General features: G+C 64.2%; 16 protein-coding genes. 11 read left to right on the forward strand and 5 right to left on the reverse strand.

What is annotated here, in order from left to right:
* Window positions 1-4 precede the first annotated feature (4 nt).
* The 8 genes from rsxC to NTZ43_00880 are packed head-to-tail and all read left to right on the forward strand — an operon-like array spanning window position 5 to window position 5,824.
* Entirely contained in the window at window positions 5-1,336 is a 1,332-nt protein-coding gene (gene rsxC / locus NTZ43_00845) for an electron transport complex subunit RsxC (GenBank protein MCX5765756.1), read from the forward strand.
* On the forward strand, window positions 1,333-2,337 hold the full coding sequence (locus tag NTZ43_00850) for an RnfABCDGE type electron transport complex subunit D (GenBank protein ID MCX5765757.1): 1,005 nt from the start codon (window positions 1,333-1,335) through the stop codon (window positions 2,335-2,337). The genes rsxC and NTZ43_00850 overlap by 4 nt, the downstream gene beginning before the upstream one ends.
* The gene (locus NTZ43_00855; GenBank protein ID MCX5765758.1) at window positions 2,334-3,011 is read left to right on the forward strand and encodes an RnfABCDGE type electron transport complex subunit G; all 678 of its coding nucleotides are present in this window, start codon (window positions 2,334-2,336) and stop codon (window positions 3,009-3,011) included. Before NTZ43_00850 ends, NTZ43_00855 begins: the two co-directional genes overlap by 4 nt.
* Window positions 3,008-3,700 (forward strand): electron transport complex subunit RsxE, encoded by a 693-nt coding sequence (gene rsxE, locus NTZ43_00860; GenBank protein MCX5765759.1) that lies wholly within the window; start codon window positions 3,008-3,010, stop codon window positions 3,698-3,700. Before NTZ43_00855 ends, rsxE begins: the two co-directional genes overlap by 4 nt.
* Window positions 3,700-4,278: an electron transport complex subunit RsxA gene (locus NTZ43_00865; protein MCX5765760.1), complete on the forward strand. Its 579-nt coding sequence runs from the start codon at window positions 3,700-3,702 to the stop codon at window positions 4,276-4,278. The genes rsxE and NTZ43_00865 overlap by 1 nt, the downstream gene beginning before the upstream one ends.
* On the forward strand, window positions 4,278-4,424 hold the full coding sequence (locus tag NTZ43_00870) for a hypothetical protein (GenBank protein ID MCX5765761.1): 147 nt from the start codon (window positions 4,278-4,280) through the stop codon (window positions 4,422-4,424). Before NTZ43_00865 ends, NTZ43_00870 begins: the two co-directional genes overlap by 1 nt.
* A complete protein-coding gene (locus NTZ43_00875; GenBank protein ID MCX5765762.1) occupies window positions 4,414-5,409 on the forward strand; it encodes an FAD:protein FMN transferase in 996 nt (331 codons plus the stop codon). The genes NTZ43_00870 and NTZ43_00875 overlap by 11 nt, the downstream gene beginning before the upstream one ends.
* 58 nt (window positions 5,410-5,467) lie before the next feature.
* A complete protein-coding gene (locus NTZ43_00880) occupies window positions 5,468-5,824 on the forward strand; it encodes a hypothetical protein (protein ID MCX5765763.1) in 357 nt (118 codons plus the stop codon).
* 76 nt (window positions 5,825-5,900) lie between these two features.
* Here the strand turns inward: NTZ43_00880 and NTZ43_00885 are convergent, their stop codons facing one another.
* Together NTZ43_00885 and NTZ43_00890 are read right to left on the reverse strand one after the other, a co-directional pair.
* Window positions 5,901-6,458, reverse strand: coding sequence for a hypothetical protein (locus NTZ43_00885; GenBank protein ID MCX5765764.1), 558 nt, complete (start codon window positions 6,456-6,458; stop codon window positions 5,901-5,903).
* 8 nt (window positions 6,459-6,466) lie between these two features.
* Entirely contained in the window at window positions 6,467-9,427 is a 2,961-nt protein-coding gene (locus NTZ43_00890; protein ID MCX5765765.1) for a response regulator, read from the reverse strand.
* Between the two features lie 96 nt (window positions 9,428-9,523).
* Here NTZ43_00890 and NTZ43_00895 point away from each other — a divergent pair, with 96 nt between their 5' ends.
* Genes NTZ43_00895 through NTZ43_00905 form a run of 3 tightly spaced genes read left to right on the forward strand, consistent with a single transcriptional unit; the run spans window position 9,524 to window position 17,166 of the window.
* On the forward strand, window positions 9,524-12,526 hold the full coding sequence (locus tag NTZ43_00895; GenBank protein MCX5765766.1) for a DUF6067 family protein: 3,003 nt from the start codon (window positions 9,524-9,526) through the stop codon (window positions 12,524-12,526).
* Window positions 12,526-15,612 (forward strand): DUF5107 domain-containing protein, encoded by a 3,087-nt coding sequence (locus NTZ43_00900; protein ID MCX5765767.1) that lies wholly within the window; start codon window positions 12,526-12,528, stop codon window positions 15,610-15,612. The genes NTZ43_00895 and NTZ43_00900 overlap by 1 nt, the downstream gene beginning before the upstream one ends.
* Window positions 15,613-15,645: 33 nt before the next feature.
* Complete coding sequence (locus tag NTZ43_00905) at window positions 15,646-17,166, forward strand: YifB family Mg chelatase-like AAA ATPase (protein MCX5765768.1); 1,521 nt, start codon at window positions 15,646-15,648, stop codon at window positions 17,164-17,166.
* 89 nt (window positions 17,167-17,255) lie between these two features.
* Here NTZ43_00905 and NTZ43_00910 read toward each other — a convergent pair whose 3' ends face one another.
* From NTZ43_00910 to NTZ43_00920, 3 genes are read right to left on the reverse strand one after another with little or no spacing between them, the layout of a single operon-like run.
* Entirely contained in the window at window positions 17,256-17,906 is a 651-nt protein-coding gene (locus NTZ43_00910) for an SCO family protein (protein ID MCX5765769.1), read from the reverse strand.
* A 32-nt stretch (window positions 17,907-17,938) separates the two neighbouring features.
* The gene (locus NTZ43_00915) at window positions 17,939-18,436 is read right to left on the reverse strand and encodes a hypothetical protein (protein ID MCX5765770.1); all 498 of its coding nucleotides are present in this window, start codon (window positions 18,434-18,436) and stop codon (window positions 17,939-17,941) included.
* The gene (locus tag NTZ43_00920) at window positions 18,433-19,209 is read right to left on the reverse strand and encodes a YHYH protein (GenBank protein ID MCX5765771.1); all 777 of its coding nucleotides are present in this window, start codon (window positions 19,207-19,209) and stop codon (window positions 18,433-18,435) included. Before NTZ43_00920 ends, NTZ43_00915 begins: the two co-directional genes overlap by 4 nt.
* Window positions 19,210-19,471: the final 262 nt, after the last annotated feature.

The raw sequence follows: 19,471 nt of genomic DNA on the forward strand, positions 1-19,471 counted from the left end.
GCCGATGATGCGACTTGCGTTTGATTTCCGTCACGGGGTGCATCCGCCGGAGGAGAAGGAGCTCACACGAGCGCTTCCGATCCGACGGATGCCGTATCCGGACGAACTGGTGTTGCCGCTGCGTCAGCATGCGGGCAAGCCAGCCAAACTGTGTGTGAAGGTCGGCGATTATGTCGAGCGTGGAGATACCATTGCCACCGCCGATGGCTTTGTATCGGTGCCGATTCATGCGTCGGCCTCCGGCACGGTGACCGCCATTGAGTTCTGGCCGCATCCCGACGGCAGCTACGCCGAAGCGGTGCGCATTGCCGTGGACAAGTACGCGCCACAGTTGCCGCGTCCGCGTCTGGTGCCCAAATGGGAAGGGCTCACTACGGAGCAGGTGGTTGCCGCCGTGCAGAACGCCGGTGTCGTCGGACTCGGCGGCGCGGCATTCCCGACGCACGTCAAGCTCGCGCCGCCCAAAGAGTATGCGGTGCATACGCTGATTATCAACGGCGCGGAGTGCGAGCCGTATCTCACCTCCGATCACCGCACGATGGCCGAGTATCCCGACCGCGTGCTGTTCGGCATTCGCGTGATGATGCACGCGATGGGAGTGACGAAGTGCGTGGTGGGCATCGAGAAGAACAAACCCGATGCCATTGAGGCGATGCGCCGCGCGGTGCCGAAGGATCTGGATGTCACCATTCTTCCGCTCACGGTAAAGTATCCGCAGGGCGCCGAGAAGATGCTCATTCAGGCGGTGACGGGCGTTGAAGTACCGTCGGGCAAGTTGCCGGTGACCGTGGGCGTCGTAGTGCAGAATGTAGGATCGGTGGCGGCCATCGCCGAAGTGTTTGAGACGGGACTGCCGCTGATTGAGCGCATTGTTACGGTCACGGGGCATGGCCTCACGAAGCCGGCCAATCTGATTGTGCCCGTGGGTACGAAACTGCGCGATCTCATTGCGTACTGCGGCGGGGTGACCCCCGATGCCGCCGAAGTGATTCTCGGCGGGCCAATGATGGGCGTGGCGCAGGCGAATCTTGACGCGCCGGTGGTGAAGGGAACGACGGGCGTGGTGATTCTCGCCGCCCACGAAACGCGTAGCGCGACGATTTATCCCTGCATTCATTGCGGACGGTGCCTCGATGCCTGTCCGGTGTTCCTGAATCCGTCGCACCTTGGCGACCTCGCGCGAGTGGGGCGCCACGACGAAATGACAGAAGCGCATCTCGCGGACTGCATGCTCTGTGGATCGTGCGCCTATGTGTGTCCTTCGAACATTCCGCTCGCGCATCTGTTTCAGGCGAGCAAAGCGGCGCTCCGGCGCGCGCAGGCGGGAACCTCATGAGTCTCGCGACTCCTTCAAAGCTGATTGTCACGGCGTCGCCGCACGTAAAGTCGGCGGACAGCACGCCGAAGATCATGTGGCACGTGGTGTTCAGTCTCGCGCCGGTGATTGTGTCGAGCGCGTGGTTCTTTGGGCTGAGCGCGCTGTTGGTGATTGTCACCTCGACAATCGCCGCGCTGCTCACCGAGCGCGCGATGGGCAAGGGCGGCACGCTCGCCGACGGCTCCGCGATGATTACCGGATTGCTCCTGGGGCTCACCCTTCCCGCGGGAATGCCGCTCTGGATGGTGGCGATTGGCGGTGCGTTCGCGATTGCCTTTGGCAAGACCGTGTGGGGCGGCCTCGGTCAGAATGTGTTCAACCCGGCGTTGGTGGGGCGCGCATTTTTGCAGGCCGCGTTCCCGGTGGCGATCACGACGTGGCCCACCGTTGGTGGTTCCTTCATGGAGCTTAAGGGCGATCTCTTTGCGCTTCCGTTTCTGCATCCCGTGACGAATGCGGTCACCTCGGCCACGCCGCTCGGATTGCTGAAGTTCGAGGGAACGGGAACCGCGTTGATGCCGCTCATTATGGGCAACACCGGCGGCTCGGTTGGAGAGACCGCCGCGCTCGTGATTCTTGCGGGCGGATTGTACCTCGCGTTGCGCCAGTATCTCAACTGGCGCATTCCCGCGAGCATTCTGCTCACGGTGGCGGCGCTGAGTACCGTGTTGCACCTCGTGGACGCAAAAAAGCCGGACGCATTCTTTATGCTCTTCTCCGGCGGCTTGATGCTTGGCGCCGTGTATATGGCCACCGACATGGTCACCTCGCCGGTCACGAATAAAGGCAAGTGGGTGTTCGGCTTCGGCATTGGCGTGCTGGTGGTGCTGATTCGCGTGTGGGGTGGACTCCCCGAAGGGGTGATGTACGCCATTCTCTTTATGAACGCGCTGACGCCGTTCATCAATCGTGCGACGCAGCCGGCGGTCTTTGGTTCGGCAACGAGGATCGCCCAATGACCGACCACGTGCACGTTCACGGCGGTGGCGGCGCGCCACCAGTGCAGGGCAAGATGACGCCAGCGTGGAAACTGCTCGCAACGTTATTCGTTGCAGGCGCTGCCGCAGGCTTGCTGGTGGTCGCGGTGTATCGCGCCACGCTTCCCGCCATTCAAAAGGCGGCCGCGGCCAAAGTAAACGGGGCCGTGCGCGAAGTGCTCAAGGCCCCCGCCAAGTGGGACACGCTGTACGTCGTGAAAAACGCACTGACTGCCAAGCTCCCCGAGGGCGCCGATCCGCAGGAATATCAAAAGGCATACGTCGGTCAGGATTCGTCGGGCAAGCGCATGGGGATTGCTGTGGTTGGTGAGGGCCCGGGCTTCCAAGAGATTATGCAACTGATGATCGGCTTCGACCCGGCCACCGGCACCCTTATCGGCATCAAGGTGCTCGACCAAAAAGAAACCCCCGGCCTCGGCGACAAAATCGAAAACGACCCGTCGTTTATGGCGCAGTTCGTGACGCGCATTGCGCCGGTCGTGGGGGTGAAGGGGCGCGCGGGATCGCCGCCGAACCAAGTGCAGACCATCACCGGCGCGACGATTTCGTCACGCGCGGTTATCAAGCTGGTGAATGCCACCGTGGCGCGCTGGCAGGACCTGATGCAGCGCTACGACAAGGGAGGAACCCCGTGACCGCCGTCGCCACCCCCGCCGCGCCGAAAAACGACGCGCCGGCCTTCGACCCCGGAGCGCCGCCGCCGGCGACGCTCTTTCAGGATGTCTGGCGTGGCATCGGAAAGGAAAATCCGGTGCTCGTCCAGTTCCTCGGCATGTGCCCCACGATGGCGGTCACGAACATCCTCGCGAACGGCTTTGCGATGGGTGTGGCCACGACGTTCGTGCTTGTGGGCTCGGGGCTCTTCGTGTCGCTGTTCCGAAAGTACATCGCGCATGAGGTGCGTATTACCTCATACATTCTGATCATCGCCACCTTCGTGACACTCGCCGACATGTTGCTGGCGGCGAGTTTCCCCGATATCAGCAAGGCGCTCGGTCCGTTCATTCCGCTCATTGTGGCCAACTGTCTCTTGCTTGGACGCGCCGAAGCCTTTGCCGCTAAGGTCAAGCCGCTGCGCGCGGTGGCCGACGGACTCGGTATGGGATTGGGCTTTACCGTGTCGCTCTCCGCGCTCGCCTCGTTCCGCGAGATTCTTGGGCGCGGGACGATCCTCGGCATGCCGCTCTTTGGGCCGCGGTTTGAGCCGTGGGTCTTCCTGATGATGCCTCCGGGTGGATTCCTCACCCTGGGCATCGCCTGCCTCACCGTCGCGTACGTGATCGAGTGGCGCAAGAAGCACACCCTCGCCGCGCGGAGCGCCTGATGGGACACCTCAGCTGGATTTTTGTCTCGACGTTGCTCGTGAACAATTTCACGCTCGTGATGTTCCTCGGGCTCTGTTCGTTCTTTGGCGTGACCGGTAAAGTGGAAACCGCCTGGCGACTCGGACTGGCCAACACCTTCGTGCTGTTGCTCACCGCACTCAGTGCGTGGTTCCTCAATAGCTACGTGTTGCAGCGTACGCCGTTCCTGCGCACCATCGCGTTCATCGTGGTGATTGCGAGCGCGGTGCAGATCGTCGAAATGGCGGTGAAGAAGTATCTGCCCATTCTGTTTCGGCAGCTGGGCATCTACCTGCCCCTGATCACCACCAACTGCGCGATTCTTGGGCTCGCGCTTTTCCAGACGAGCCGCAACTACACGCTCGTTGAGGCGCTCGTATTCGCCCTCGGCGCCGGCTTTGGATTGACGCTAGCGCTCTCGCTCATGGCTTCGATCCGCGAGCGCACCGAACTCACCGACCCGCCGGTGGTCGCGCGCCGCATGGGCCTCGTGCTCGTGATTGCGTCGTGCCTCTCGATGGCCTTCATGGGTTTTGCCGGAATGGGGAGTGCCGACTAATGCAGATCTTTTTGGCGGTGTTCATCACCGCGTTGCTGTTTGTTCTCTACGGGTTGCTGCCGCATCGCGGCTGCACGGGCCATTGCGCCGGATGCACCGGTAGCTGCGGTCGTAACGAAGAAGATGGAGACCACCATGCGCATTGATCCTTTTGTCGGCCGCACCAACAGCCGCCGTGAGTTTCTCACCCTCGGTGTTGGATTGTTCGCTGCGCTGACGTTGCCGGCCGCCGTGTTGCGCCGGACCACACTTGCTCGGCGCTCCTTCCCCCTAATGGGCACGATCGCCGAGCTGCAGGTGGCGCATCACGACGAGCGCTACGCGGAGGCGGCGATTGATGCGGCCATTGCGGAGTTGCAGCGCGTGGAGCGGATGATGTCGCGTTTTATTGCGACCTCCGATGTTGGTCGCGCCAACCTCGGCGCCGCCCGCGAGGCGGTGACGGTGTCGGCAGAGACCGCGGAAGTGGTGCGTACCGCGCTCGCATGGTCGGAGGCGAGCAACGGTCGATTTGACCCCGCGGTCGGCGCCGTGAGCGAGTTGTGGGATGTCGTCAATCGCAATGCGCCACCGGCTGCCGATGCGGTGCGTCCGCTCGCGCAGCGTGGGTTCTGGCGCCAGGTCGATGTTTCGACGCTGCGCGGTGTTCCGGCCATCCGGTTTGCGTCCAGCGACCTACATCTCGACCTCGGCGCTGTTGCGAAGGGCTACGGCATCGACCGCGCCACGCAGGTATTGCGCGACCTCAAGATTGAACACGCAATCATCACGGTCGGTGGCGATCTCTACGCGCTCGGTGGCTCGCCGGAAGGTGGCCCGTGGACGGTTGGCATTCGTGATCCGCACGATGTGCGCGCGGTGGTGCAGACGCTCGAGGTTCGCGATCGCGCCGTGGCCACGTCGGGTGACTACGAACGGTTCTTCCGCTGGCACGGTGTGCGCTACCATCATTTGATGGACCCAGAAACCGCCGCGCCGCGTCGCACCATCTATCACAGCACGACGGTCTTAGCGAGCCGAGCGATGGATGCCGACGCGGCTTCGACCAGTGTGTTCGGGTTGTCCCGTGGCGCGGCGCTGAGCATTGCACGCCGTCACGCACTCGACGTGGATGTGATTCCGCTGACCTGATGTGATTCTGACCGCTGGCACGCCGCGCGGTGCGCGCCGTGCCAGCACGGAGGGAGAGATGAGTTCCCACCAACTGCACTGCGATGCCTGCGCGCGGCCCGTGCGCATAATGGTCACGGCCCCGCACGCCCTTGATGGTCCGCCGAACATGCACGACGCCGAGGTTATTTGCCTCGACGTGGGGGAGCAATGCACCGGCGGCCGATGCCCACTCGGCAAGGTTGAGCCGGATGCCATGGTCTCGCGGCTCATTCGCAACGGACTGCCGCTCGACGGCATGAAATCCGTTATTACCCTGTGCCCAGCGTGCGACAGCCAGGCCGAGATGGTGTTGTATGGCGACGGGCACGCCGCGTGCACGGTGTGCGGGACGCCGGCGCGGTGGGTGCTGCGGCATGCCGAGCCGCTGACGTAGCAGCGCGATCCAACGTCGTACCCCGGCGAACACGGCGGACAGTCTCTGCGTCGATGTCTACGCAGGCGGCGCGTGCTTAAAAAATGTTCGGGTTGTACGCCAGGACCACGTTCGCCCGTCGCCGCACGGACCCGTTGCGATAATCAAATGGCACGGAGATGCTGTTGGCGCCAAACGTGCCATCGAGCATTTGGAGTCCCTGGCCCCCACGCTTCGGATCCGGTACAAAGCGCAGGGCGTTGCCCGCCGTCGTCCACGTGCCGTACACCGTCATCTTCTGCACGGGCGCTCGCCCCAGCTTGTCGCCCTTGGCAGCCAGCGTTTGGCGATATCGAAGCGCCGCGCGAAACTCGCGTCCCGGGCGAAGACTCAAAATGAGTTCATCGAACTCGATGACGTACTGCACGCCCTCGTCGTCGCTGGCGAGGTCGGTCACCGGGAGCGGCTTTCCGTTGATGCGCGTGGACTGATAGCTCCCCATCGTCGGCTCGGCGGGCGCGGCGGTTTTCGTCACTGATTGTTGCGGCTCAGCCGAGGGGGCGGCCTTGGTCACGGCTTTCGCGACGGCGTTTTGTGCGTCTGCGGTGCCCCATGCGAGGAGCAAGGCGGCGGCGAGGGTGACGGAGCGCATCATCCTGCAACTTACCCGATGGCGCGCGCGCTCTCCAGCGCGGCGCGCAGGGCGGCAGGCACAATCGGTTTGGACACGAAGTCGTTCATCCCCGATTCGAGGCAAGCCTCGCGATCGCCGTCCATGGCATTTGCGGTCATGGCGATAATGCGGGTGTTCGCCGCATCGGAATGCAGGCGGCGGATGCGACGTGTGGCCTCGAGGCCATCGACGACCGGCATCTGGACATCCATGAAAATCACGTCATACGAGAACCGCGTGGCCATGTCCACGGCCTCGGCACCGTCCGCGACGACGTCCACGCGGCAGTGCAGCCGCTCGAGCATTTTCACGGCGACCACCTGATTCACCGGGTTGTCTTCGGCGAGCAGCACGCGGGTAAATGGTGTGCCGGGGTCGATGGGCGTCCAGTGCGAGTGTTGGCGCGGGCGACCGTGCGCGCCAGCTTCGTCGATGCTGTGCCGCGTGACGAGCGGCTCTTCAGCGTGCCAGCCCGGTGCGCGGGCCATGAGTGTTGCCACGGCCTCCACGAGGACGCCTGGGTGGAGTGGCTTCGTGATGTAGGCGTTGAAGCCGATGCCGTGAAAGCGAACGGCATCCCCACGCGTGGCGGCCGCGGTGGCGAGCACCAGTTTGATGTCCTTGAGCGTTTCGTCAGCGCGCACGATGCGGCCGAGGGCTTCGCCATCCATGCCGGGCATTCGGAAATCCACGACCGCGGCGCGGAATGGATCGCTGGTCGCCGCCGCCTGTCGAAGCTTGGCCAGCGCGTCGGGTCCGTTGAATGCATGGCTCACGCGCGCACCACGCGCTGCGAGCAGCGCGCGCATTAACTCGACACTCACCGGCACATTGTCCACCACGAGGACGCGCACGCCGTCGAGCGACGCTTTCGGGCTCGGAAGCGGAGGGGTGGAGTGATCCTCCGCAAGCGAGAGTTCGAACCAGAAGGTTGAGCCCGCGCCTTCGACACTCTTCACGCCGATGGTGCCGCCCATCAGCTCCACGAGTCGCCGGCAGATGGAGAGCCCCAGCCCCGTGCCACCAAATCGACGTGCCGTGCTGGCGTCCGCTTGCGTAAAGGCACTGAACAGGCGGGGGATGACGGCAGCGGGAATGCCGATGCCGGTGTCGGAAATTTCAAAGCGCACCACGTTCGCACCGCTGTTCTTGGCGAGCGTCACATCAATAATGACGTGGCCCGTCTCCGTAAACTTGAGCGCGTTGCCGGCAAGATTGAACAGCACTTGCCGGAGGCGCCCCGCATCACCTAACACGCGGGACGGCACGTCTGGGTGCACCTGCACCAAGAATTCCACGCCCTTGTTCGACGCCCCAGGCGCGAGCAGCTCGGCGACGTCCACCACGGCCAGCTCGAGCGCAAAGGGAATCGGTTCGATCAACAACTTGCCGGCTTCGATTTTCGAGAAGTCGAGAATGTCGTTGATCACACTCATCAGGGCCTGCGCCGAGCGGCCGATGGCGTCGGTATACCCGCGCTGTTCCGGCGACAACGACGTTTCGGACAGCAGGTTGGTCATTCCAAGGACGCCGTTCATCGGCGTGCGGATTTCATGCGACATCGTCGCAAGAAAATCACTCTTCGCGCGCGCCGCTTCTTCGGCGAGCTCCTTCGCCGCAACGAGTGCGGCCTCGGTCTGCTTGCGCGCCGCAATATCCGTTGCGATCCCCATTAAACCAATCGGTGTGCCGGCCACATCCCGCACCACGGTCACCGCCACCGCCACCAGCAGGCGTGTTCCATCCTTGCGGATGTACGTCCACTCGTGCTCGTTGGGAAGATTGCGCAAGGCCTTCGCCACCACGACGTCGAAGCCGGGGGTGATGGGCTCGCCGAGTTCCTGCGAGAACTCGGTGGCGCGCGCGGCCATCTCGTCGGGGTCGTGAAAAACGCCAGGGGTGTGTCGGCCGATCATTTCCTCGGCGGAATACCCGAGTAGACGCTCGGCCGCTTCGTTGAAGGTGTGAATAATGCCGTTGAGCCCCGTGGCGATTATCGCCAGTGGTGACGACGACAGCAACGAACGATTTTGAATGGACTTGGCTCGCGCGTCATCTTCCGCGTTCTTGCGCGAGGTGATGTCCACAAAGGTGCACAGCGCCTGAAAGAGCTGGCCGTTTTCATTGAACTGCGGAATGGCATCGACCTGCAGCCACACCCGATCACGGGTGACGGGGCGAAAGACCCCCATGACGACGCCGCGTACTTCCTTTGCGGTGGAGAGTGACTGCACCACGGGATGGGTGTTCCCCGGAAAATCAGATCCGTCCTCGTGAATGACCTGCCAGGTGGGATCAAATGAGGTCCGGCCCTCGAGCTGATCGGCCGTCACGCCCAGGAGGTCGCGCGCCGCTTGATTGCTCCAGACGATTTTCGAATCGGTATCTTGGAGAATGATCCCCGTCTGCATCGACATCGCCATCCCCCGGAAGCGCTCTTCGCTGGCGCGAATACGCATCGAGGCTTTGCGCAGTTCGAGGTGTGCGACCACCTGACGCCCCAGCGTCTCCAGCGCCTGAAGCTGCTCGGCCGTCAGGGTGCGCGCTTCGTGGTCAATGACGCACAACGTTCCCAGCGCTTGGCCCCGTGGCGTGACGAGCGGCGTGCCAGCGTAGAATCGGACGTGCGGGTCGCCCTGCACCAATGGGTTGTCAGCAAACCGGACATCCGCGTGCGCATCCGGCACCACGAACGGACCGTCGCCGAGGATGGCGTGCGCACAAAAGGCGAATTCGCGCGGAGTTTCGGTGGCGTCGAGCCCGTGCCGCGAGAGGAACCACTGCCGCGTCTCGTCAATCAGCGACACGAGCGCTATCGGCACGCCACAGATGTGGCTGGCGAGTGCCGTCAGGTCGTCAAAGGCCGAGTCCCCAGAGGTGTCGAGCACGGCGTATTCGCGGAGTGCCAGTAGCCGTTCGGCTTCGTCTGGGGGGAGCGGGGCGGGTTGCATGCGCGAATTGTCCCCAATAGCCCGCGTGGGCGCAACCTCCGGAGCGACGCCGATATGGTACGCGCGAGGAAAAGGCGCTACCTTCGCGTGCATCCTATGACTCCACCTCGCCCAATCCTGCGTGCCGCGGCCATATTGGCTCTGGCCTCCCGTTGCCTCGCTGCCCAAGCGCCGGCCTTCACAATTGCCGACAGCGCCTGGGACTCCGAAACACTCGGCAATCATCGCGCGGTGGTGCAGGTGGCCGCAGGCGGGCGCTTTGTGCACGTGACGGTGCCCTGGCGCCGCCCAGATCGGCACCCAGAGCTCAAAGGTGTGATCATCGTCTCAGCGAGTGGGGGATCCGCCATTCGGAACGTGCGGCGAGGCGCCATCACGCAGTCCGCCGGCGAGTTCGATTTTGAGGCCACGGCCGGAGCGGGGCGCTACTACATCTACTACATGCCCTATAAATCGGGGGGGCGATCCAACTATCCGAATGTTGTGTACCTCCCCGTCACCGAAACGGCGGACAGCAGCTGGCTCGGTGCGTTGGCGCATGCGCCGGGAACGGTGCAGGGCACGGTGGAGCGATTTGAGGACATTGACGCCCTGAACGCCTTTGCACCGATGGAAGTGATTGCTACGCCAGACGAAGTCGCGCAACTCGATGCGGCGCATGCGGCCGATGCGTTCCTGCTCTTTCCGGAGGATCGCCTGCATTCCATTCGGATGCGCGATCAGTTGCCGCAGCGCTGGATCGCGCGCGGCCCAACCCGCGCGTTCTCCGATCAAGCACGGCGCGGCGAGTACCTCGCCTTTCAGCTCGGCGTGTATGCACGGCGCGCCGTCGCGAATGTGCGCGTGACCTTCAGCGATCTGCGCTCCGGCAAGGCCGTGCTGCCGGCTTCCCAGTTGAACTCGCTCAACAACGGCGGCACGAACTGGGACGGCGGCTCGTTCACGCAGCGTGTGGATGTGAGCGCTGGGGCCGTGCAGTCCATGTGGTGCGGTGTGGATGTGCCCACTAAGACGGCGCCCGGCACCTACACTGGTCAAGCGACGGTAACTGCTGACGGCGTTGCGCCGGTGACCGTCGCACTCTCGATCGTCGTGCGTGCCGATTCCGTGCTGGCCGGCGGCGCGAACGAACCGGAGAAAATGACGCGCCTCAAATGGCTCAACTCGTCGCTTGGGCAGCGCAACGATGTGATCAAGCCGTACACGCCGATCGTCGTCAGCGGGAACACGCTACGCTTTCTCGGTCGCTCGATCACCCTCGCCGCCACCGGTCTCCCCGCAAAGATTGAAACCTTCTTTACGCCGGAGATGACCGGGTTCTCGAAAACCGCGACCGCCGTGCTCGCCGCGCCGATGCGGCTCGACGTGCAGTCAACGGGCGCAACCACGGCGGCATCGGCCACCACCCACGGCGCCCTTCGCTTTGTGCGTCGCGAGGCAGGGACCGTCACGTGGACGGCCACCACCGACGCCGGCGCGTATGACGTGGACGTGCGCGGCTCTCTTGAGTTTGACGGCACCCTCACCTACGAAATGCGCCTTCGCGCCAAGCGCGCGGTGGCCTTTGATGACATCGCGCTCACGATGCCGTATACGCCCGTGGCCGCCACGTACGCGATGGGACTGGGGCTCAAGGGGCAAAAGCGCCCGTCGTCATTTGCCTGGCAGTGGGACGTGGCCAAAAAGAATCAGGACGGCGCCTGGCTCGGCGGAGTGAACGCCGGACTGTTCTTTTCGCTGCGCGCGGAGAACTACGTGCGGCCGCTCAACACAAACTTCTATTTGCAGAAACCGTTACTGTTGCCGCCCTCGTGGGGCAATGACGGAAAGGGCGGCATCACCTGGCGCGAGGAGAATGGCGCGGTGATCGTGCGCGCAGCCAGCGGCGCTCGAACGCTCGCCGCCGGCGATTCGCTGCGGTTTGATGTGCACTTCCTGGTCACCCCATTTCACCCCATCGACACCGACGATCAGTGGAGTCATAAGTACTACCACAAGTTTGCGCCGCTCGACACAATAGCTGCCGCTGGCGCCAATGTGGTGAACGTCCATCATGCGACGCCGATCAATCCGTACATCAACTATCCGTTCATTGCACACGATACCATGACGCGGTACATCGCGTCCGCGCACGCGCGCGGCCTGAACGTGAAGATCTACAACACCGTGCGCGAGCTTTCCAACCGCGCCTACGAAACCTTCGCGATGCGAAGCCTCGGCCACGAGATTTACTCCCCGGGCAAGGGCGGCGGTTACTCATGGTTGCAGGAGCACCTCGGCGACGATTACATCGCCGCCTGGTTCGTGCCGGAACTCAAGGACGCGGCCGTGGTGAACAGCGGGATGAGTCGCTGGCACAACTACTATGTGGAAGGAATCAACTGGCTGGTGAAGAACGTCGGCATCGACGGACTCTATCTCGACGATGTTGCCTTTGACCGCACCACCATGAAGCGGATCAAGCGCATGCTCGTACAGAACGGGCGCCCCGGCATTGTCGACCTGCACTCGGCCAATCAGTACAATGTCAATGACGGCTTCCAGAACAGTGCCATGCTCTACATGGAGCACTTTCCGTATTTGAGTCGGCTCTGGTTTGGCGAGTACTTTGACTACGAAAAAAGCTCGTCCGACTTCTTCCTCACCGAAGTGAGCGGCATTCCGTTCGGTTTGATGGGAGAGATGCTACAAGACGGCGGAAACCCGTGGCGCGGCATGGTGTATGGCATGACCAATCGTATGCCGTGGTCGGCCAATGCCGATCCGCGCCCGTTGTGGAAGCTCTGGGACAGCTTCGGTATGAAAGGCTCCACGATGTTTGGCTATTGGGCGCCAACGGTTCAGGTGAAGACCGGGCGTGACGACGTAAAAGCCACGGTCTACCGGCGCAATGGGCGCTCTCTCGTGGCCGTCGCGAGCTGGGCGCCAGAAACCGTGAACGTGACGCTCGACGTGGACTGGAAAGCGCTCGGGCTCAATGGCGCGCAAGCGAAGATCAACGCACCCGAAGTGAAGGGACTTCAAACGGCACGCACGATCGCCGTCGGCGAGTCCATTTCCATTGCGCCGGGCAAAGGCATTCTCCTCATCGTACGGTGATGGCCATGCGATTCCCCAGCGTGCCAGTCTGGCTGCTACTCGCCGGGTCTGTAGGCGCACAATCAAAGCCAGTGCCCGCCGAAGTGGCGAAAGTGGCCAAGGTCGCCGAGGTGGTGACCGGCGCGCCGACGGCGACGCGCGTACGCGAATACCGGCAGTCGTTTCCAACCTATCCATTCAGCGATCCCAACCCAATTCCGGTGGTCGGGCGTATTTATCCGTATTTCCGGTTCGACGGATTTACCGACCGAGCGGAGTCGCACGAGTGGAAGGTGGTGGAACTCGAGAACGAATACTTGCGCGTGCTCATTCTCCCAGAGATCGGCGGCAAGATCTGGGCGGCGATCGAAAAGAAGAGCGGACGCCCGTTCATCTATTACAACCACGCCGTGAAGTTCCGCGACATTGCCATGCGCGGGCCGTGGACGAGCGGTGGCATCGAAGCCAACTACGGCATTATCGGACACACGCCGAACGTCTCCACGCCGGTGGATTACACCACACGTCGGAACGCCGATGGCAGCGTGAGCTGCATCACCGGCGCGCTGGATTTGCTGACCGGTACCACCTGGCGCGTGGAGACTCGACTGGCGCCAGGCGAAGGATCTTTCACCACCGCTTCCACCTGGTACAATGGCTCCGCGCTCGAGGAGCCCTATTACCACTGGATGACGGCTGGCATTCCCACAAAAGGCAATCTGCAATATGTCTTTCCGGGCACCAGCTACCTCGGTCACGACGGCGAGCACGGCGACTGGCCCATCAACAAAGCGCTCGACCGTGATGTGAGCTGGTACGACCGCAACGACTTCAAAGGCTACAAGTCGTACCATGTGTTCGGCGGCGAAGGGGATTTCTTTGGCGCCTATTGGCACGATCAAGATTTTGGTATGGCGCGCGTGGCGCCGCGCGACGAAAAACCGGGACAGAAAATCTGGATCTGGGGGCTCTCGCGGCAGGGGATGATCTGGGAGGATCTGCTCACCGACACCGACGGGCAGTACTCCGAGTTGCAGTCTGGCCGGTTGTTCAACCAGTCCGCCGAAGGGAGCACCTTCACGCCATTCAAGCATCGCGGCTTTGCGCCGCGCGTCACCGATCGATGGACCGAGCGGTGGATGCCGGTGGTGGGCACCAAAGGATTTGTTGCGGCCTCAGCGGCCGGCGCCATCAACGTGCAGCGTGACGGTAACAAGCTCATCGTCGCCATTTCGCCCGCCGTGCGTCTTGATGACACGCTTGTTGTGACGATAGGCGGCAAACGCATCGCGTCGCGCCGAGTGGTGCGCGGACCGTTGCAACCGTGGGCCGATACCATCGTTGCGCCGGGCGCATCCCTTGCTGGTGTTGGCGTGGAACTCGGTGATCATCGCCTTGAGTATCGCGGTGATCCGGCACTCGCGGCGCTCGATCGCCCCCTCGATACGCCGGCCGCATTCAACTGGACATCAGCGTACGGGCTGTACCTGCAGGGGAAAGAGTTGATGCGCCAGCGCGAGTACGACCGCGCCGTGCCTTTGCTCGACAGCTCACTTGCCCGAGAGCCGAACTTCGTACCCGCGCTCGCTGACCGTGCAGCGCTCGCGTTGCGCGCCATGCGCTATGCCGACGCGCGCCAGTGGGCGAAGCGCGCACTCGCGGTGGACAGTTACGACGGGGCGGCCAATTATTACTACGGTCTGGCTAATCGACGGCTCGGCCGCGTAGCTGATGCGCGCGACGGGCTTGAGCTTGCCACGCAGTCGGCGGAGTATCGCGCGGCGGCATGGAGTGAGCTCTCCAAGTTGTGGCTCTCACTCGGGGATGTGACGCGAGCGGATTCGTACGCGGGCAAGGCGCTGGCCGCGGATTCAGGAAATCTCGATGCGCTGGCTGTGGGCGTTGTGGCAGCGCGTCGGCGCGGTGCGAACGCGTCTCTCACCAAACCCACGCCGGACGTTCAGCCTACGCCCGCTTCGCTCGAAGCCGATGCCGCGTACAACGCGCGCGTGTCCGCGCTTGAAGTTGCGGATCCACTGAGTCAACTCTCTCGCTTTGAACGACTGCTCGCCCGCCGCACACCCAACGCAGGCAAGCGACTATTGGAGAACGTGCGCAGCGAACTGCCGGAGCAAGCGCTCTTTCAGCTCGCCGCGTTTTATCAGGACGTTGGCGAGCGCGCTGCGGTGCTGCAGCTTCTCGAAGGCCTCGGTAATCACTCGGAAGCTCTCTACTGGCGCGCATCCATAGTCGCGGGGCAGCCGCCTGCCGGTAGCGCCGCGCCAACCGACAGCAGCGTGCGCGCGCTTCTCACACGAGCAAATGGCGCATCACCACGCCTGGTCTTTCCGAATCGACCGGAAGTGATTGCCGCGCTCGAGTTCGCCGTCGCACAGTCGTCAGCGTGGCAGCCGCGTTACTACCTCGCGCTCGGCTACTGGGGCACGGGGCGTTCCGCCGAGGCCGCAGAGATGATGACCGCGCTCGGCAACACGCCAACCTACGCGCCGTTCTATGCGGCGCGCGCTACGCTCCCAGGCCGCGCGATCCGCGATCAAATCGCCGACCTGACGACTGCTGCAACGCTTGATCCCGCCGAATGGCGCTACGGCAAGCTGCTCGCCGAGCGCAAGATGGAGTCGGGCGACGCGCAGGGCGCCGTGGCGACCGTGCAGTCCTACTACACGCGGATGCCCGAGCGCTACATCCTCGGCCTCACGCTTGTGCGCGCGCTCGAGGCCGCCGAGCGGTATCAGGAGGCGAATGATGTGCTCGGCCGTCTCAAGGTGCTGCCGTACGAAGGCGCCGCCGAAGGGCATGCGTTGTACCGCGAGGCTAAGCTGATGCTCGCAGTTGATGCGATACGCACCAAACAGTGGGATGCGGCGCGGCGGTTTATTGCCGACGCCCGCGAATGGCCGGAGCGACTCGGGGCGGGAAAGCCGTATGACGCGGATATCGACGTGCGTCTCGAGAACTGGCTAACTGCGGATATTGCGGCCCGCAGTGGCGCGAGCGGAGCCTCGGGGGTCGCGACGCCAGCATTCCAACCATCGGCCGGTCTCGAGTCTCGCGTGATCGCGCGTTGGCAGGCAATGAATCGATGACATGATTCTGACGGCGCGGCGGCATGGTGCGCCATGCTTGCCGCCGTGCAGTCCGCCGCCGTGCTTGGAATTGAAGCCTACGCTGTCACCGTAGAGGTAGACGTCGCGGCGGGGCTGCCTGCGTGGACGATTGTGGGGCTCGCATCGAGCGCCGTCAAAGAAGCGCGCGAACGCGTGACGGCCGCACTGACGAACTCCGGTTTCGCGCTTCCGTCGCGTCGCGTCACGGTCAACCTGAGTCCGGCGGATGTAAAGAAGGAAGGCACCGCCTTCGACCTCCCGATCGCGCTCGCGCTGCTGTGCGCCACCGGCCAACTCGCCGCGGACTGCGTGGTTGGCCTTATGGTAGCGGGCGAGCTTGGACTCGACGGTTCAATACGTCCCATTCGTGGTGCACTGCCGCTCGCGCGTGCCGCCGCGCAACAACGTGCTCGTGCGCTTATCGTCCCGCCGGCCAACGCCGCGGAGGCGGCGCTCGCGTCGCAGGTTCCGCTTGGTGCCGCGCCCACACTCGCGGCGCTCGTGACAGCACTCCGCAACGGACAGTTGCCCACGCCACCTCCGCTTGGCGCCGCGCTGGCAGCAACCGAACCGATGCTCGACTTCTCTGATGTTGTAGGACAGGGAGTGGCCAAGCGCGCACTCGAAATTGCTGCGGCGGGCTCGCATAACGTGCTCCTCCTCGGCCCACCTGGCGCCGGCAAAACGATGCTCGCGCGCCGCCTCCCCGGCATTTTGCCATCGCTCACCGAAGAGGAACTCCTCGAAGTCGTCGCGGTGCACTCAGTTGGCGGCGTGCTCCCTGCGGGCACGCTTCCGGCGCGCACACCGCCGTTTCGGGCACCGCATCACACTATCTCGCTCGCCGGATTAATTGGCGGTGGCTCAGGTCCTCGCCCAGGCGAAGTGAGTCTCGCGCATCGAGGCGTGCTGTTTTTGGACGAACTGCTCGAACTGCCACGCTACGTGCTCGATGCCATGCGGCAACCGCTCGAGGACGGCCGCGTGGTGATTGCGCGCGCCGCCCACGCCGTCGCCTTTCCGGCGCGGTTTCAATTGATCGGCGCGGCCAACCCGTGCCCGTGCGGCCGCGCTGGTGACCCAGCGCAACTCTGTCGTTGCTCTGCGTCCGACATCGAGCGCTACCGTACGCGGCTCTCGGGCCCGCTCGCCGACCGCATCGACCTCCACGTGCACGTGGGCGCCGTGGAAGTGAGCGCGCTCGGCGCGCCGTCGCGGGAAGAGTCCTCAGTGGAGGTGCGCACGCGCGTCGCCGCCGCGCGCGAACGGCAGCGGGTGCGCTATCAGGACGTGGCCGGCGTGCGGACGAATGCCGATGCGCCGGGGCGCTGGCTCCTCGCTCACGGGAGCTACACACCGGAAGCCCGCGCCACACTCGAACAGGCCGCTCGCACGCTGGGCATCAGTGCGCGCGGCTATCACCGTACGTTGCGCGTAGCTCGCACCATTGCCGATCTCGACGGAGCGGAGCGGGTGGAGGCGTCGGCTATTGCGGAGGCGTTGCGGTTTCGCGCGCAGCGGGCGGCGGCGTAGCGGCCGCTCGGGGGCGGAACAGCACTGTCACCGTTCGATGGCGCACCACATTCAACAACGTCGCACGTGGCGGGCTGCAAACCGTCGCATCAACTCCGCAACAACGTCTCTAGATCTTCGCGCAACCGCTGCATCTCTAGCCCGAGACTCCCCGCGTACACGCCTCTGATGCGTCCCGCCGCGTCCACGAGCACCACACTCTCCGTGTGCGCAATGCTCGTGACGCCATACGTCGCACCGTCGCCGAGTCGCACGAAGTACGAATCGCGCGCGAGTCGGGCCAACTCGGCGCTGTTGCCAGTGAGCAGGTGCCACCGCGCGTCGGTGATACCGTGCATGTTGGCGAACATTTGCAGCGCTGGCACCGAGTCCCGTTCCGGCGTCACGGAGTACGAGAGCACCTGCACACGCGCGTCAGCACCGGTCGCCGCGAGGACGCGCGCGACATTGGTGGTGGTCACCGGGCAGACGTCGCCGCACGCGGCGAAGAAGAACTGCACGATCGTCGCTTTCCCTTGCAGCGCGCGCTCCGTCACGGCAGAGCGGTGCTGGTCGGTCATGCGAAAGGCGGCCACGCGGTGCATGGTCGGCGAGGCGGCCTCACGCGTGGTGAGCCACTCGGGGGTCAGCGTGGCGGTGCGATAGAAGGGGAGCGGTTCGGCTGTCCCGCGGCACGCCACGAGGGATGCGAGGAGAAGCGCAGCGAGCGCCGCGGAGATCGTGCCCGTGAGGACTAGCATGCGGCGTCGCAAAAGAAACGGTTCACGGCGCGTCATGGCGTTGCCGCCGTCGAACTGTTTTTCCCAGTGCAACCCATCGAACCCAGCAGGCCAAAGCGCTTGCCGTCGCGAATAACGTAGTTCGAGCGGATCGTGCCATCCGCGTTCCACATTTGCTGCTGTCCCACCTCGTGACCCGCTTCGTGATGGAAGCGCGTCAGCAACTGTCCGCTGGCGAACCACTGTTCCTGCACGCCCTCCGTGATGCCGCGCCGGAAGTGATACACGAACATTGGCGCGCCATTGGCGTGCCAGCCGCGGTGCTCACCCTCCTGCAGGCCGTCGCGATAGGTGCGTTCATATTCGCGCGCGCCGTTCTCGTACCAGCCGCGCACCGTGCCGTCGAGCTGTCCGCCGCGATACGTGGACTCACGCCGCACCGTGCCGTCGCCGTATCGCTCCACCACCAGCGTCGCCGGTGGCCGCGCTGGCGCGGTGAACGCCGCGAGCGCGACGCTCGCCGATAGCACGAAGCGGCGGAGCGAGATCACTGGCTGACCGTTCCCGGCGTGCCGGCAAAGCCGCTGCCGTTGATGTACGGCGCGTCGCCGGTGGTGTGGTAGTGATAGATCCCCTGCGGAAACTCGCGCGTCACGGCGGTGTGCCCGTGCGCGGCGTCGAGCGCGCTCGAACTCACGAACGCGCCATTTTCCATTGGGCCGTACACCGGATAACCGTCGAGCAGCACGCCCACGAGCGCTTCGCGCGAGGTGCGCGTGAGCCAGGTGGGCTCCACGTGATAGTGATACTGCCCCGTCTGCTGCGGATGCCCGTTGTACTGGTCGAACGAATTGATCTCGCCCGTGAGCGGCTGATTCGGCCCGGCGTACTGGTTGAAGATCGGGACGCCATTGATGGCCACGCCGATCGGTCCGAGTGGGGTCGGCGACGGGGTGCCAAGCTTGGCGGGTGTGATGGGAATGCGAAACGTCAGCGTTTGCGCCCGGATCGAATTCGGGTTCAGCTGAAACGATGAGTTGGTGCCGTTGTACTTCTCGTACTGGGGACTCGTGGTGCCGTAGTACGGACTCTTGTGGTCCGGCAGACCGTTGCTGGTGATCACCACGAAGTTGCCGGACACCGTCACCGTGGTGCCGTTGCCGAACGCGGCGTACCAGGCGGGGGCGGTCCCCGACGTCGTGCCGGTCGTGGTGCCGGTAGTGTTCGTGCCGCTGGGCGTGGTCGTTCCGGTGGATGTCGGCGTCGAGGTGGCGCTGCACGCCCAGGCGAGGGCGGCGATCGGGATGAGCGCGCGAACGGTCAAGAGTCTCTCTCCTTGCGGGGGGATCGCCTGAGTGGCGACCAATGCAGATTCGACGGGGTAGCCCCCGTCCCCATTCCAAATGGAAACGTTCGGGATTCTGAATCGAGAAATGTATGGGATGCAGGCCGCCCTCGGCGACCTCTAACTCCTGAAGCGCGCTGGAGTGCGCCCCCGTCGGCCCCGTCGGCCCCCTCGGCCCCCGCAGGGCAGTGGAGCGGGACCGCCGAGTGGGCCGGGCCGCCGCAGGATTGGCGGCCGAATC

The organism is Gemmatimonadota bacterium (assembly GCA_026387915.1).
Lineage (GTDB): Bacteria > Gemmatimonadota > Gemmatimonadetes > Gemmatimonadales > Gemmatimonadaceae > Fen-1231.

Excerpts from the sequence above, each read along its gene's own strand:
- NTZ43_00850 (MCX5765757.1), top strand. The coding sequence starts at position 1,333 with ATGAGTCTCGCGACTCCTTCAAAGCTGATTGTCACGGCGTCGCCGCAC.
- NTZ43_00865 (MCX5765760.1), top strand. The coding sequence starts at position 3,700 with ATGGGACACCTCAGCTGGATTTTTGTCTCGACGTTGCTCGTGAACAAT.
- NTZ43_00855 (MCX5765758.1), top strand. The coding sequence starts at position 2,334 with ATGACCGACCACGTGCACGTTCACGGCGGTGGCGGCGCGCCACCAGTG.
- NTZ43_00870 (MCX5765761.1), top strand. The coding sequence starts at position 4,278 with ATGCAGATCTTTTTGGCGGTGTTCATCACCGCGTTGCTGTTTGTTCTC.
- NTZ43_00910 (MCX5765769.1), bottom strand. The coding sequence starts at position 17,906 with ATGCTAGTCCTCACGGGCACGATCTCCGCGGCGCTCGCTGCGCTTCTC.
- rsxC (MCX5765756.1), top strand. The coding sequence starts at position 5 with ATGATGCGACTTGCGTTTGATTTCCGTCACGGGGTGCATCCGCCGGAG.
- NTZ43_00900 (MCX5765767.1), top strand. The coding sequence starts at position 12,526 with ATGGCCATGCGATTCCCCAGCGTGCCAGTCTGGCTGCTACTCGCCGGG.
- NTZ43_00895 (MCX5765766.1), top strand. The coding sequence starts at position 9,524 with ATGACTCCACCTCGCCCAATCCTGCGTGCCGCGGCCATATTGGCTCTG.
- NTZ43_00890 (MCX5765765.1), bottom strand. The coding sequence starts at position 9,427 with ATGCAACCCGCCCCGCTCCCCCCAGACGAAGCCGAACGGCTACTGGCA.
- NTZ43_00880 (MCX5765763.1), top strand. The coding sequence starts at position 5,468 with ATGAGTTCCCACCAACTGCACTGCGATGCCTGCGCGCGGCCCGTGCGC.
- NTZ43_00905 (MCX5765768.1), top strand. The coding sequence starts at position 15,646 with ATGCTTGCCGCCGTGCAGTCCGCCGCCGTGCTTGGAATTGAAGCCTAC.
- NTZ43_00885 (MCX5765764.1), bottom strand. The coding sequence starts at position 6,458 with ATGATGCGCTCCGTCACCCTCGCCGCCGCCTTGCTCCTCGCATGGGGC.
- NTZ43_00875 (MCX5765762.1), top strand. The coding sequence starts at position 4,414 with ATGCGCATTGATCCTTTTGTCGGCCGCACCAACAGCCGCCGTGAGTTT.